The sequence below is a fragment of the Brevibacillus sp. FSL K6-0770 genome (assembly GCF_038000275.1).
GTDB lineage: Bacteria > Bacillota > Bacilli > Brevibacillales > Brevibacillaceae > Brevibacillus > Brevibacillus parabrevis.
Map to the genome: position 1 here is coordinate 160,001 of NZ_JBBOBQ010000001.1, position 14,683 is coordinate 174,683.

Consider the following 14,683-nt stretch of genomic DNA (forward strand, 5'->3'; position numbering starts at 1 on the left):
GCTTCGCCGAAAGATGTAAGAACAGGGATGAGCATTCCTGTTGATAATGTGGCAGGTGTCTCGCCACACATTTCGACAGGAGAAAGAGTGCATGTCTATGCTTCTTTCGAAGACGAAGCAGGGGCGCACTCCGGTATTCTCCTGCAAAATATGCCTATTTTAGCTGTTCAGCGTGAAATGGAGGGAGATCAACCGAAGCTGCAAGCGGTCACCCTGTCTCTTGGAAGAGAGGAAGCCATTTTATTAACACACGCATTGCATTACGGCAAGATCAGGTTGGGACTGGCTGGAATCATGGACGATCAGCAGTCAGGAATAGGAGATGCAGGATTTGCAGCTGAGCTCATGCGAACAAAAAAACGATGGGCGTTGGAAAAGGGGGAACGTGAGTGAAAAGACGATTGCTGATTGTAGACGATGATCGCGAAGCAACTCGCTCTTTAATCAGTCAGCTTGCGTGCAGTCATCTGATCGAAGTATGCGGCGAAGCGTCCAGCGCAGAGGAAGCATGGGCAAAACTTCACGCGACCCGGCCAGAGCTTGTTCTACTGGGCGGAATCAAAGATACGGAAAGAGGCATATTGAGCCAACAGTTTCGTCTCGCCTTCCCGCATTTGTCTTTTATCGCGGCGTGCACAGCAAGTGAGCTGATGTGGGAACCGTTTTTTCGCAATCTCGGTATTTGGGTGATTGCAAAACCGATACAACTGGGACAAGTAGAAGCTCTAGCGATGATGGCTCAGGGCCAGATCGCAGCAACTGCCGATTCCAGGCAGCCACAACTGCAACACAATATTTTATCAGAGCATCACGATAACGTACGCGATCTGCCTGACTCCGAGCGACACTGGAAAGGATTGGCAGGATCCGAGCAAAATCCTCGCATAAAGCCGAAGCATCTTATTACCGTGTACGGCCCAAAAGGTGGAGTGGGAAAAACGTTTATTTCCCGCGAATTGGCTATCTTCTTTTCCACACAAAAAAGGGAAGGTCAACCTTTGAAAGTGTTGGCAGTTGATTTCAATCTCGACCTAGGGACATTTGCGACCACACTAAACCTCCCACGAACACCGAACTTGTATACGTGGGTACAAGACCTTGACCGCCAGCTTCATGCTTACGCAGAGAGCAAAGGGCTCGACACATATTCAATCAAACCAGAAGAATGGCAAGAACTTGCCTCATCATTGCCGCTATTACCACAACAGATTGAACGGTATACCGTCGTTCATTCGGAGTCTGGCCTTGATGTGCTCACTTCCCCCAGAGATATACGCTACAGCTTTGAAATCCGCGACTATCATTTGTATCTCATTTTGGAGACACTCAAGCGCAGCAACTACGATGTCATCTTGATTGATACCGCTCCTGATACGACTGATGCTACCATTCAGGCGCTGTTTTTTGCCGAGCATGTCGTGATGGTGGGAAATCCGGTGGTAGACTCTATTGAAAATATTCAGCGCTTGTTAAAACTTCTCAGAGAAGCAGAGTATCCCGAAGAGCGCATTCAAGTGTGCATGAATCGTCTCCAGCGAAAAGAAATGTTTACGTTGGAGGAAATCAGAGCTTACTTTCAGCTTCACCCAAGCAAAAAAATCTTTTCGATCCCTGACGACAGCGAAGTCAAAAAGTCCATTAACACAGGAGTGCCAGTCATGCTGCAAACAGGGCGAAGTGCAGCCAGGAATGCGATTGAAACGTTGGGGAAAGCATTGCTTCCAGTTGATGAAGTAGCCAAAACACCTGCTGCAAAAGAGAAAAAGAATGAAAAAGCGTCACTTTTTCGCTGGCTGTGGGGATAGGAGGGCGAAATGTTCGATAAACGACAGTTGCTTGGCATATCCAATCACGTACAAAAAAGCCAAGAGTCGCGGCCGATGGGGCGTGATCATTCCAGTTCATCCGCTGCCTTTTTTGAAAAGCAATTAGAAAGTCCAGCTTCCCTAGAACGTTCACAAGAGCGTTGGATTGGCAGCGAGGCAGAGACATTTATTCGTACTCAAATCGTGGAGAAACACGGCAGGCGTCTATGGGAGGACAAACATTCGTCTACCTTCAAAGAAGAGCTGACAGCTGACATCAGAATGCTGTTGGAGTCGCAAATGCCGCTGTCGTCCATTCAGTTGGAGACGGAGGTCAAACGTTTGCTGCATTCCTTGACGGGGTGGGGAGCACTTGATGAACTATTAGAGGACCAAGATATTACGGAGATTATGTTCCATCGCCATAATTACCTGGTAGTTGAGCGGAAAAGTACGGGACGATTGGAAAAAAACGAGGCAATCCTGTTTCGAAGCGAAGAAGAAATGCTGCACTTGCTGGAGCAAATGGCTGCGACAATGGGGCGCGAGTTCAATGAAACAAAAGCGGAGCTGCATACACAGCTTCCTGACGGCTCGCGGGTGGCTGCCACGCACCGATCGATTACGCCGGATGGACACACGCTGACCATTCGCAAACATCGCGAGCTGCTGAGCGAAAGCGACTATTTGCGGTACGGATCGATTTGTGAGCCGATGCTGTTGTTTTTGCAAAGAGCTGTCGGCCTGTCCAGAGCATCCGGGATTGTCAGCGGCGGAACCGGCTCAGGCAAAACGCATATGTTGAACCTTATTTCTCAGTACGTTCCTGCTCATTTAAGCATCATCACGATCGAGGATGTTTTGGAGATGAGACTCCAGCATCCGTTTGTGAGAAGGTTGCTGGCAAAGCCGGCTAACTATGAAGGAAAAGGAGGATTCTCTATCAAGGATTGCGTTCGCTTGTCGTTGCGCAAACGGCCGGACGTCATTATGGTAGGCGAGACGCGTGGCGGAGAAATTGTCGACATGCTATGGGCGATGAACACCGATCACCCGGGAAGCTGGAGCACAGCTCATGCAAATTCACCACGAGCTTTGGTTGATTCTACATTGCCGATTTTGTTTGGCAAGGCTGATGAAGTGTACAGTGCCCAAGAACGCAATCTGATGATTGGCTCGGCACTGGACTTGATCGTTCAGGTAAAGCGGTTTGACGAAGATGGGAGTCGCAAAGTGGTTGCGATAACAGAAGTTGTTGGAACAGGCCAATCCCATGAAGAGTGGATCAAAAAGGCCTGCAACGTAAAACAGGTTTTGCCGGACAGAGTGTATTTGCAAGATATTTTTGTATTCGAGCCGATGGGTGTACATGACGGAAAAGTCAAAGGACACTTCAAATGGACAGGTTATCGGCCGGAACGGATGATCAAGCGGTGGCTGGAAAAGGGGATGTCACGCGAAGAGATCGAGCAGGTATTTTTTACAACGCCAATATCCGTCTAGGAGGGACTGACGTTGGGAGACATCAGCCTGCCTGTCGCTACGGGAATCGGTGTAGCGATATTGTTGCTCATGATTCCGCCGAAGCTTTACACGCGGGGAAGATCGGGCAAGCATGCGATTGTGGGCGTACTTCAACAAGACAGAAAAACGGTATGGAATCGCTTAGAGGAGCGCCTGGCGAAATCACACTCGGGTTTGGGAGTGAACCAGTATGTGACCCTGTGCTTTTTCTTCGGGGCCGTGTCTTTTGTTTTTAGCAGCCAAATCTTGCAATCATGGTGGATGGCCGCGCCTGCGTTGTTTGCTGGTATTTTGTTTACAGAGCGAGTGGTTAGTGTTTGGGGAGCAAAGCGTCGAGACAAATTTGAGGCTGGGAATATAAAAGCCATTCGCTTGATGGCAAGCTCATTGCGGACGTCGCCATCGTATTTGCACGCTTTTGAGCAGGTGGCCGCAAGTCCTTTTTTGGAAGGGAGCATTACAACAGAGTACAAGAGAATTGTGGAGCTGCTTCGCGCACAGGTGCCGCTTGAGCATGTCATGAATGACTTTTCCCAGCGAACAGGCTCGGCTGATGTCAACTATTTGGCTACTATCGTACAAATTCAGCGAGAAATGGGTGGAGACATGGCGAAGACACTTGATTTGGCGGCTTCGGCCATCTTGCGCCGCAGACAGTCATTTCGTCGGCAAAAAGCAGCCATGGCGCAAATTGTAGCGCAAGTGAACCTTTTGAGTGCAATGCCCTTTGTCTTTATCGTGGCACTTTTTGCAAACAATCCGCATCATTTTGATTCGCTGACAGCGACACTTGGCGGCCGTTTGCTCATGTGGGTGTGCCTGGCGAGTATTTTGTTGGGGGGAGAAGCCATTCGCTACATCGCGCACAAAAGCATACACAGAGGGGGATGAAGAAGTGTGCTTCTGATTGGGCTATTGCTTGGATTGGCAGTGTTCCTCTACGGACTCCCTGCTTGCGTAAGCAAGGGAGACTCCTTTTTTTCCACCTTGTTCAGTCGAATTGAAATTGAGCAACAGGCGGAGCTTGATCAAGCTTTTGAACGGCGACAAGCTCGCTGGGCTTTGGTACGCATGCTAGAGCGAAACGTCCCGCTTTTGCATCGATTATGCAGCTGGACAGGCATACAGCCTGTAAAAACGGAAGAAATCTTATTGAGGCTCCACATGCAAATGAGTTTGGCGGAGTTGGTAATCATGAGGCTGATCGGCGTATGTCTGGTCGCCTCTTCGCTTTTCAGCCTGCTATTGAAGCTGGCAGGAGGAGAGATGCTCGGAGTAAAAACGGGGTATCCATTGATCATCAGCCTGGGACTTTATTTGCTGCCTACATTGGCTCTTGATTGGGCAGACAAACGGGCCAAAGCCGAAATTCGCGAGCAAGTGCCGATCTTTTTTGGCATTGTCCAATCGTTGGTTGAGGCAGGCATGCCATTGCAAAGCGCGGTAAAACAGACAGCACGTCGTTTCAATGCCAGGCTTGGCAAGGAGCTTTCCTGGCTTGAGGTCGCAGAAAAGCGGCACGGATCGTGGAGAAAGGCGTTGGAAGAGCTGGCGTTTCGCTGGGAGGTCGATTCCTTGAGTACGATCGCTTTGGAGATGAACGAAGCAATAAGCAAAGGAGTCAGCATCTCGCACATGTTGTCTGTGCAAATTGAAGAACAGGTAAGGCAGCAGGAAGATGAGGCTGCCGCTCGCATGAATCGCTTGAATGTTCGCCTTCTCCCGCTTGTGATTGTGTTCATGGGCGTTCCTTTGCTATTTCTGGTAATCGGCCCGGCGCTTATGGGCATCGGAGAGCGTTTGTAAATATTTTTGCACCCCTGCACTGTCTTTTGGCAAAGTGAAAATACGATCTGAAAAAGGAGGGAAAGAGATGTCATTTGTCTCTGACTATTTGCGGCGCTTTTGGCGCGAGGAAGACGGTGTAACGATTGTGGAAATGGTCATCATCGTGGCGGTAATTCTCATCTTGATCATCCCGACGCTGGCTTCATTGGGGGAAGCGGAGGACGCCAAACTGAAGGAACTGCAAGAAAAGATCAGCAAATGATCCATGTGATTTTAACAGGTTTGCTGGTTGCGTCGGCTTGGTATGACTGGAAGTATCGAAGGATTCCTAATGCAGTCACGTTATCGGCAGTTGTGCTGGGGCTATGCTACCAGTGGCACATCGGCTCGCTATGGACAGCAACGATGGGCGTACTGGGAGCATTCGTGTTGACGGTTTTCCCTGTTGCTGCAAAAGGCATGGGGATGGGCGATCAAAAGCTGTTGATGGCTGTGGGTGCATGGACAAGCTGGATGGATGTGTACACGCTTTTTCTGCAATCGATGGGTATATGTCTGTTGAGTGTTTTATTTTTCCCGCGCAGTTGGTCCCGTCTTGCAAGGAACCTCCATGTGATGGCAGCGGGATGGAAGGCGCATCGGCAGCTCTGGCTTCCTGAAGTGGGGAGTTCAGGATTTTCGTTCCCGTATGCAGTGTTTTTGTTGTGCGCATTTTTGCTCCGCCAAGCCATGCGTATGCTGGGAGAAAGCTGATGAGAAACAAGTGCAAACAATGGTTGTGCGACGAACAAGGCAGTCAGTTGATTGAGTTTGTCTTGATCTTCCCTTTGGTTTGGTTATTGATCGTTTTTTCTTTCGATCAATTCACGATTTTGTACAATCGGCAAAAGGCTTTGGCAGCCGCGTACGAAGCAGGAAGAATCGCAGCCGTGCAACCGAATTTCGGCTTGGCCAAATACCACGCCAGAGAACGGGGAGCAGCCGAGCTTGATCAAGGGATGGAGGTTGCGGACAAAGAGGTTGTGCTTGAACTGGATGAAGGCGGCTGGAAAAAAGGGAACCATTTCAAATCAGAGGCGAAAATTACTTTTCGTCTGCTTGCTACCGGAGCTTTGTATGAGTTGTCCGAAAGCTATCACATGATGATAGAAAACGCGGAGGACAAAAAATGAACGGCTTGTGGCGGCGCATTGTGACAATCACAAGAGAAGAGAACGGAGCGACAATGATCACGATGCTCTTTTTTCTTTTTTGCTTGGGCGGTTTGTTGGCTCTGCTGTTGCTCTCGGAGCAGGCTGACTATTTGGAAATGAAAGTTCAACATACTGCTGATCTGATAACAAAAGGAGCACGAGCAGCAGGGATGTGGGAGTACGCCAATTCTGACGGCGCACCAGAAAAAAGACTTTATGCAACCACAGAGGAAGCCGAACAGGAAAATGCCAGGGTAATAAGGGGCGCGCGTGAAGAGGCAGCTATTTTATGGAGAATGAACCAATCAGCATTGGCAAGCAGAGCAGAAGAGATTTCAGTCGTTCATCAAAAGGGAGAGCGCTCCCACATGTACCGCCAAGGCATTTACCACCTGAAAATGGAGGTAGGCAAGAGGATTCCTGCGTTTTGGGAGCAGCTCGATGTAAAAATAGAACGAGTGTCGCAGTCGGGAGTGTATGACTAAAGGCGCATTGCATGCGACGTACCTGTTATTTTTGTCCCAATCACCCGTGGTAATTTAGGAGTATATTCCAAAAATGGGGATTGGAGTGAGGGGACAGTGCCGTCAAAAATCGTCGATCGGTACAAACGCATTCTTAACGGAGAGCAGAAACGTTTTTCCCCGTATGAATTTGAAGATGCGCAGTACCGCAAGCAGAAGGTCCAGTTAATCGTCCGTTACGCCATAGAAAATGTGAAGAAATGGACGCCAGAACAAGCTAGACGTGAGTTGAGCCTGGAAGATATCAAACAATTGAAGCTGCATTTGATACGAGAGTATATTGAGCCGCCGATCGAAGCCAAAGCGGAGGATGTGTATTACTTCGTGGAATTTGCCTATCCTTACTTGCCGCGGCTAACCGAAAAGCAACGTGCGCTTTGGGTCTATCAGGAGGTGCTGTCAGGTATCCGGCGTCATTTTCCCCCGGCGTATTTTCAAAGCGTGAAAGGCGAGGAGCGGGCCAAGATATGCGTCGATTACATGTGCCAGCATCTGTTGCAGCTTTCAGATTTGCGTGAACTCCCCAGGTTGTTTAGCAAGACAGAGCGGGCTTATTCGCTCTTGAAGCAATACAAATTAAAAATTCTCGTCGATACCTTGTACTTTTCTCCGTTTGATATGGTGACAGAGATGTATCCCGAGCTAAGTCATCCCTCCTACTGGGAAGAAGAGTAAAAATATTTGCAAACGCCCTCTGTCTTTTTTTACCGTAGAGATAGTTTCATTGGCTTATAAGCACATGAAACGGCCGTACTCTACAGGTGAGAGAAGGAGGCGTTGCGCATGGCAACAGTAGAGGCTCACCACAAGTGCTCTGCATCCGTAGAGCAGCTTCTGGGGCGACAGGTACGCTATCAGAAGCACAAGCCCGGCAGGCATCTTTCACTGGAAAGACTCTCGCTGGGAAGTTTCCGAATCGAGACGGTACATCGATTTGGGGACAGAGTTGTACTCAATGACGGGCTGATTGTGATGGAGAATGCTCCGGCCGTCATGGAGCGAGGAGGTAGAATCGCACTTCTTTTCGCTACAGGTGAAGAGCTTTATCTGAACGCAGAATAGTGCGGGATATCGCCTTGCACGGTTGCGTGCAGGGCGATCCAAATATTCACAATACTGTTACAAAATGTGACAAAAAAGATTTGACGAGTGACGAGAGATATTACAAAATGTCTATTATTATAATAATTTGTAAAAAAATAGGGGGGTAATTTAACGTGATGGCAAAGAGTGCAATCGAATTGGTCAACCGCTGCTATCAGGAGACAAACGGACTGAGTTTGGTGTCATTGGAAGAACTGAAAGAAGCTTTTATTAAGTATGTCTTTGGGGACTATCAGGAAGAGTTTACGGTTCACTACGATCTCGAAGAGTTTTATGAGCATTTGAATCAACTGCAATTGACCAACTGCCGCAGAGACTTTGATAAGGCGGTAGAGGAATGGTATATCGTCGAATACGGTAGCGGTTATAGCAACGCTAACTATCACGACATTTTGTTCACCTTGGTAAAAGAAGCGGTGGTTCAGTATCAATCACAAAATCGGACAGCACTCATTCGGGACGTAACCAAGCTTTTGACCATGCCAAGCGGATTTGTCGTCAGATGGAGGAGCGGGTTGCTGAAGGAGCGCTCATTGTCTCACTACTTTAAATACTTGATGAAGCTTGGGGTTCGAACTCAAGAAGACATCGAGACATTGGTAGATATGTGGCTGCTAGAATACCCGAATGCCTTTGACAAAAAACAGCAGGAGTTGTTTGCCAATCCTCCACGCAGAGGCAGGCCCAATAACGTAGAATTGGCACTGCTTATCGAGCTGGCTGCCAAAGTTAAGCCGGAAATGACTCAGCAAGAACGTGAGCGTTTGCGAAAAATTTACTACTACCATCGCAAGTCACTCACTGTCAGGGAAATGGTAGAGAAATTCGAGAAATACATCAGGGGAAAAAATAAATCAAACGATTCCCAGGTGGGATAGTCATGTTTCACCAAGTGAGCCGTTTCGTCTCCAAGTTCCGTGATTTGGAACAGCAGGATTTTACGAATACGACTGAGGAAGAACGGCAATGGAGGCTGCTCAAAGAAAAACTGACTTTACCCGATGTACCAGAACTATTAGAGACGGTCACTCGGAAATGTATTGCGGTAACAAGTTTATATCCGCAGGCAGGCGCCAGTTTTATCGCTGGCAACGTCGCTTACGCCTGGGCCGCAAAAGGAATACCCGTTACACTCTGCGAACTGCCCAACCATACTTCTTACTTTTACTTCGCTCTTGATTACGAACGCAGGGTTCGATCATTCAAGAATTTATCTCCGACATCATTGATCCTTATGCAAAATAATCAACTTCGCATCCAGATCGAAACTCCTTCTCATGTTCATCCAGAATCTTCTCAAATCGATATAGCCAGTTGGATACTCCGACTGAACAAAGAAAGCTCGATTGTATTCATAGATGTATCTTCTAATTGGAATAAAAACGAGGCAAAACAGATTTTTGAGCTGGCCGATGAAATTTGGGTTGTTTTAGACGCGGATATTGCTCGTCTCACTCGGTTATTTCTGATCGAATCAGCTCCCGGCTGGTGGCTATCTGGAAAAAACAAGGTGAAAATCATCGCCAACAAATGGAACGCGCAACTCGCCCGGACCACTGTGTTGAAAAAAGTAGAGGGTACTCTGTCCCTCTGGGGTACAAGTTCTTCGCAAGTAGACTATCAAGTTCCGCTCATTGATCAGGAAAAGGCCGCTGCGGCACATGTAAAAGCCAATTTTTTACTAGAGCTTTTCCCGGAGGAGGAAAGTGAGTTTCAATCCCTGATGCATGTTCATAAAGGAAGGATGCTATGAAAAAGCAAACCATGATTGTGATATGCCTGATTTCATTACTCCTGGCAGGCTCATCATTTTATGCAGCGACACAGTATATTGACGCGCTGGCGACAGAAAAACTGTTTGCGCCAGTTGTTAAAGTAGCTGCGGGAAAAGAAATTTCCCCTTTTGAGCCGATTACGGAGAATGATGTGGTGCTCGTACAAGAAGAAGTCGATGAAATTTTACCTGAATCTGCGCGTGCGTTGAGTGATGTGATTGGGAAAAAGAGCACGCAAACCATTTATCAAGGTGAACAATTGCTAACGAACAAATTGACTGATTCACAGCTTTTGCCCGGGAAAGGTGAAGCCCGTTATGAGTTTCCGCTGCTTTCTATCCAACCTCTTACAGAACTGCGTAAGGGGGACCGTGTGAAAATCTGGGTCAAATACAAGAATTTCGCCGAATTACAGGATTACCCTGAACCGGCCCAATTCAAAAAGACCAATGATACTGCAGACCTCCTTTTCGAAAGCCAATTAGCCAGCGTGAGGGATAGCAATGGTTCCGAAATCTATACTTTGAAGCCAAACTTGCTTCCCTCTCCGGATCAGATGGACGCCGTATTTCATGGAGCGGGGAAAAAGACTCAGCCTGCCAATGAAAAAAGATACTACGACTATCGCGTACAGCCTACATCACTGCCTGCTTTTCTAGGATTTAATTTGACGGATCAAGAGTACGTGATCCTGAATGAAGCAATGACATACGGCATGCTTCAGGTTGGACATATTATGGTTTCAAAGGAGCAAGCATCATGAAAATATTAGTTTGTTATCCAATGAAGTCGTTAGCCAAAACGTACATGCCAACATCAAGCGAGTTATTGGTGGCTGAATCAGCAGAGGAATTTCCTCGCCTTGTTCGTCTTTATCAGCCAGATGCAACAGTGGTTTTTTCCGAAATGTTTACGAGTCCATCCTGGGAATGGCTTCTATCCGTGAGAACCATGCTTCCTGCCGATTCCCCGCTAATCATCGTTCCGTTGTACCGGGATGAAGCAATCATTGCTAAAGTCTCGGAGGAGCTTGGACTTGAAAGGGTGTATCTCCTTTCTGCTCAGCTTTCACAGGAAGAGATTCGGGATAATATCAGCATGATTTTAGGTTTTATGAATGAAAGGCAGAAAAATGAGGATCAGGCAAGATCAGGGCAAGTATTCGCTTTGATGAGTTTTGGTGCTTCTGGGATCACTACGTTTTGCATCAATTATCCGATTTTGCTAGCCAGACAAAACCCGACGAAAAGCATTGCTGTTCTGGACATGAATACCGAGAAGCCGGATTTAACCCGCTTTTTCAAGCTTCAACAGCATCAGTTGTCCTTGTTTCGACCAGACTTGATGGATCTGCAGACAGCGAAAAGGCGCAACTGGCGCACGGCTTGCAAGCAAAGCGTTCATTTGCCCAACTTGTACTACGCTCATGCCGCCAGCAGATGGAGGAGTGCTGAGGTAAGCAACATGATTGCGGCGTTTCGTGTGCAATTCGACTACGTATATGTCGATTGGGGCTATTGCTTTCCAGAGTCGGAAGCTATGCAGCGACTGCTTTATACGGCTGATCGGAATCTGTTATTTGTACGTGCAGACCCTTTCAGTATTGAGAACGCAAAAGAGTGGCTGAAACAATGGCGAGAAAAAGGAGTGCATTGCGAGGTTTTGTTAAGTCATCAAGAGCCTGGTCAGCCATTTCGGATCGGGGAGGATATCCCGGTCTACGGTGTAGTTCCTCACATATCTTCAAGCAGGCTGATGCAATCCCAGCGGAGCCGCAGCGTGCTCATTGAAGAGCTGTTTCCTCCGAAATCGTACGTAAGCAGCCTCAAAGAACTGGCAAAGGCTGACCACATTGAAAAAAGTGCGGTGTACAACTGATGAGCGCGGTCGAATTAAACAGAGGGACGCAGAGTCTGCACAGCATGGAGGATATTAAGCAAGCAGCTAGGGACTACTTGAATCATTTTGGCAAAACTCGTGAAGAGAAGCTGGAAATGCAACATATTCTTTCTCTGGCCGAACAAGGAGATCGTGATAGCCATAACCATATTATTTTACGATTGCAGCATTATTTTGAAGAAGTAGTCAAACGGCCGATTGTTGAAGAAATTTTGCCGCATGTCAATGGATACGAAGGTCTTGTGTTTGCAACTTACGGCTGGGGAATCCTGGATGCCGTTCTGCATCTGTCTCCGTGGGTCGAAGAGGTGCGAATATCTGCCAATCGAAAAGTCGCATATCTGGAGCAGGGGATCAAAAAATTTCTTTCCTACACGCCTACCTGGAAAGAAGTTGAGATGCTCCAACAAAAATTGACGAATGCCGCAGGGCTGTCATTTAACGAGAAAAAACCTCGTTTAAGCGGGTATCTCCAAGCTTTGCAAGCACGCCTGACCATGTTTACTTTTCCTTACTCCAGAGTGCCTACTATTCTTGTAAGACGCTTTACAACTCCTTCCTTCTCACTTGAGCAGCTACGCTTGCAGTCTCAACCCACCTTTGATGAACCTGTGCAATGGCTGCTCGAACAGCAAGTACGGGGGAGGGCAAACGTTCTCGTTATTGGTCCGATGGCTGCTGGAAAAACGACCTTGATGATGTGCATGTTGAAGCTGAAAGATCCGTCTACAGAGTACATCACTATTTTCGAAAGTGAGCATGAGATGCGGTTCGCTGATATATGGCCAGGAGAAGTAATTGAACTGCAAAACGTCGAAGAGATCGGCATTGATTTGGGTAGCTGCTTTAAAGACATGTATCGGTCCACAGCCAACACGATTTTAATTGGAGAAATACGAGAGCCGATAGAAGCCTACCACTTTGTTAATGCGGGAATTAGGGGCACAGATGCGACGATTGCAGCGATGCATGAACGTTTTCCTCATAAAGCTTTGCATGACTTGACTGACCTAGTGTATCAATACGGTGGTCGCAGTATCGAGTTGACGCAAGAGCGGATTAGCAGAGCCGTTAATTTTGTAAATTCACTTACCTACCGAAATAACGGCCATCGCTTCATTGATGCTATTCACGCCACTGATTGGAACGACACTTTCAATCGTGTAGAATCAATCCCTTTGGTCAGCCGCAATGTACATACGGGTGTCTACGAATGGACAGGAAGACAACTGAACCCTCATTTGGTCGAGTACATGTGCTGCGTAGGAAAAGCGGATTTGGGAGTATTGAAGGAACTACGTCTGACAGATATGGGCAGGATGCTATGACATATTTGCTGCTTGTGCCGATGGTCGTCTGCCTGTTTGTTGGATTTATGTTTATGGGCAACTATTTTTATCACACTTGGACTACTCCCCGGGTTTTATTCCCGCGTACGGTTGCAGTCTGGAGAGAAAAATTTATGCAACACGCAACCAGGCGGTTGTTGTATGAGCGGTATGACCGCTGGTGTCAAATCGGTGGGGGAACGCCAGAGGCTCATCTTGTACTTTCCTTGATTGGCAGTGTTGCAGGCTTTATGTCGGGCATTTTGTTGGGCAATCTGATTGTCTCTTTATCTTTGTTTCTCTTGTTTCTGTTGATGCCTACGCTGTTGCTGTACGCTCGCTATACAGTGCGGATCAATAAGAAAATCAAATCCTTTTGCCGATTTGTCGAGCTTTTTGCCCGCTATTACAACAGCCGTAAAAATATTGTTCTGACATTCCGGGAGATGATCGAAGAATGCCCCAAAGAACTGTTGCCGGATTTACTCCTGCTGAATAACAATCTCGCAGATGGGGGCGATCCCATCTTGGCGATAGAACGTTTTGCACAAAGACTGAGTCATCCGTGGGCATTTGATTTTGCTATGTATATATCCAGTGGACTGGAAGGAGAGACAGAGGATATACAAATTCCGCTCAATCGATTGACGAATGAAATGTTCGTTCAACAGGACGAGAAGCACGAGCGGGACAGTGAAATTTACTCCATATGGATTAGTTTGATCATCGTTATTGCCATTTGTATCTGCCTGATTCCATACAACCAAAGCTTGCTGAAAGATTCGTACAGGCTCTATTTTTACACGCTTGATGGACAATCTATTTTAGCGCTTGCGGTAACAGTTTGGTCGTTCTCGATCCTGCTAGCATTCATATGGGGGAGGCGATACCGATAATGCAGCTGCTTGTCATGTACACATGGTTGGGGTCAGGCTCCATTTTTATGTTCCTTGCAGCGTTTTTCGTTGGAAAGTATTTGGTACAAGGCACAAAACCAGCGCTATTCATCTCTGCAAAGTGGTGGCGAAGGTGGGAGAGTACGGTAGCGTCCAAGGAAGACGATGACTGGGAGCAACTGTTGAATCGCGCGGGCAGACCATTTGGCTGGGGAAAAGCAGAGTGGTTGTTTGCACAATTAGTATGCGGGAGCGCTGTCTGCATGATGGTGCTTGTCTGGGTCATTGTCTGCCGCGTAGATTCATTCCCCTTTTTATCGATTTGTATTGCTTCAGGTTGTGGCTACTTGTTCCCATATCTGGCGTTGAAAATGTGGGCGGGGAATCGCGAGGATATGCTGAGTACCGATATTGCACGATTCATCAACCGTTATGTGACGTTGCTGGAGAATCAGGTGCCTATCTACAATGCCATGGTGAAAGCAGCAAGGCCTACCTGGAAGTTGAAAGAGTATATACCGACCTTGTCCGAGTGGAATAAAGACCCTGATGAAGCGCTGGAAAACTTCAAACGCCGATTAGGGGTCGACGATGGAATTATACTCGTCTCAAGCATGCGCACTATTGAGCAACTAAGCGCCGGACAAGTCAGTGTGACGATGCAGCGAATGGAGTGGGCTGTTGATCAGCGCAGAATGTTTCGCCATCGCAAAAAAATCAAATCGCTCGGTATCGGCTACAGTGTTATCGTCTATCCGGCTTTTTACATGGGGCTGTTAGTCGCGATGTTTCCCTGGTACAAGCTGCTTACGGAAATTTTAAGCAAGTATTTGCTCTAGAGGGAGGC

At 47.5% G+C, this 14,683-nt stretch carries 18 protein-coding genes (1 of these 18 only partly in view); all 18 read left to right on the plus strand.

Annotated features, from left to right (window positions below):
• Positions 1-393: the 3' portion of a Flp pilus assembly protein CpaB gene (gene cpaB, locus NST23_RS00945; protein WP_122966761.1), read on the plus strand. The gene continues 336 nt to the left of window position 1, outside the view; the window shows 393 of its 729 coding nt (coding positions 337-729); its start codon lies off the left edge, out of view; it ends in the stop codon at positions 391-393.
• A complete protein-coding gene (locus tag NST23_RS00950) occupies positions 390-1,805 on the plus strand; it encodes an AAA family ATPase (RefSeq protein ID WP_217023413.1) in 1,416 nt (471 codons plus the stop codon). The genes cpaB and NST23_RS00950 overlap by 4 nt, the downstream gene beginning before the upstream one ends.
• A 9-nt stretch (positions 1,806-1,814) precedes the next feature.
• Complete coding sequence (locus NST23_RS00955) at positions 1,815-3,308, plus strand: CpaF family protein (protein ID WP_217023414.1); 1,494 nt, start codon at positions 1,815-1,817, stop codon at positions 3,306-3,308.
• Between the two features lie 12 nt (positions 3,309-3,320).
• Complete coding sequence (locus NST23_RS00960) at positions 3,321-4,220, plus strand: type II secretion system F family protein (RefSeq protein WP_254223493.1); 900 nt, start codon at positions 3,321-3,323, stop codon at positions 4,218-4,220.
• Between the two features lie 273 nt (positions 4,221-4,493).
• Positions 4,494-5,135, plus strand: coding sequence for a type II secretion system F family protein (locus NST23_RS00965; protein WP_242773262.1), 642 nt, complete (start codon positions 4,494-4,496; stop codon positions 5,133-5,135).
• 67 nt (positions 5,136-5,202) lie between these two features.
• The gene (locus NST23_RS00970; protein WP_063227516.1) at positions 5,203-5,379 is read left to right on the plus strand and encodes a Flp family type IVb pilin; all 177 of its coding nucleotides are present in this window, start codon (positions 5,203-5,205) and stop codon (positions 5,377-5,379) included.
• Positions 5,376-5,870, plus strand: coding sequence for an A24 family peptidase (locus NST23_RS00975; protein ID WP_217023418.1), 495 nt, complete (start codon positions 5,376-5,378; stop codon positions 5,868-5,870). Before NST23_RS00970 ends, NST23_RS00975 begins: the two co-directional genes overlap by 4 nt.
• Entirely contained in the window at positions 5,870-6,289 is a 420-nt protein-coding gene (locus NST23_RS00980) for a TadE/TadG family type IV pilus assembly protein (protein WP_217023420.1), read from the plus strand. Before NST23_RS00975 ends, NST23_RS00980 begins: the two co-directional genes overlap by 1 nt.
• Complete coding sequence (locus NST23_RS00985; protein WP_217023421.1) at positions 6,286-6,795, plus strand: hypothetical protein; 510 nt, start codon at positions 6,286-6,288, stop codon at positions 6,793-6,795. The genes NST23_RS00980 and NST23_RS00985 overlap by 4 nt, the downstream gene beginning before the upstream one ends.
• 96 nt (positions 6,796-6,891) lie before the next feature.
• Entirely contained in the window at positions 6,892-7,509 is a 618-nt protein-coding gene (locus NST23_RS00990; RefSeq protein ID WP_122966753.1) for a hypothetical protein, read from the plus strand.
• A 108-nt stretch (positions 7,510-7,617) separates the two neighbouring features.
• Positions 7,618-7,896, plus strand: a complete 279-nt coding sequence (locus tag NST23_RS00995; RefSeq protein WP_122966752.1) for a hypothetical protein — start codon at positions 7,618-7,620, stop codon at positions 7,894-7,896.
• Positions 7,897-8,054: 158 nt separating this feature from the next.
• Positions 8,055-8,816 (plus strand): hypothetical protein, encoded by a 762-nt coding sequence (locus NST23_RS01000; RefSeq protein ID WP_233454195.1) that lies wholly within the window; start codon positions 8,055-8,057, stop codon positions 8,814-8,816.
• Positions 8,817-8,818: 2 nt separating this feature from the next.
• A complete protein-coding gene (locus tag NST23_RS01005) occupies positions 8,819-9,691 on the plus strand; it encodes a hypothetical protein (RefSeq protein WP_340962975.1) in 873 nt (290 codons plus the stop codon).
• Positions 9,688-10,476 (plus strand): SAF domain-containing protein, encoded by a 789-nt coding sequence (locus NST23_RS01010; protein ID WP_217023423.1) that lies wholly within the window; start codon positions 9,688-9,690, stop codon positions 10,474-10,476. Before NST23_RS01005 ends, NST23_RS01010 begins: the two co-directional genes overlap by 4 nt.
• Positions 10,473-11,591 carry a hypothetical protein gene (locus tag NST23_RS01015; protein WP_217023424.1) on the plus strand — a complete coding sequence of 373 codons (1,119 nt, stop codon included), beginning with the start codon at positions 10,473-10,475 and terminating at the stop codon, positions 11,589-11,591. Before NST23_RS01010 ends, NST23_RS01015 begins: the two co-directional genes overlap by 4 nt.
• Positions 11,591-12,940: an ATPase, T2SS/T4P/T4SS family gene (locus tag NST23_RS01020; RefSeq protein WP_173599983.1), complete on the plus strand. Its 1,350-nt coding sequence runs from the start codon at positions 11,591-11,593 to the stop codon at positions 12,938-12,940. The genes NST23_RS01015 and NST23_RS01020 overlap by 1 nt, the downstream gene beginning before the upstream one ends.
• The gene (locus NST23_RS01025) at positions 12,937-13,836 is read left to right on the plus strand and encodes a hypothetical protein (RefSeq protein ID WP_217023425.1); all 900 of its coding nucleotides are present in this window, start codon (positions 12,937-12,939) and stop codon (positions 13,834-13,836) included. The genes NST23_RS01020 and NST23_RS01025 overlap by 4 nt, the downstream gene beginning before the upstream one ends.
• Positions 13,836-14,675: a hypothetical protein gene (locus NST23_RS01030; RefSeq protein WP_217023426.1), complete on the plus strand. Its 840-nt coding sequence runs from the start codon at positions 13,836-13,838 to the stop codon at positions 14,673-14,675. Before NST23_RS01025 ends, NST23_RS01030 begins: the two co-directional genes overlap by 1 nt.
• The last annotated feature ends 8 nt before the right edge of the window (positions 14,676-14,683 follow it).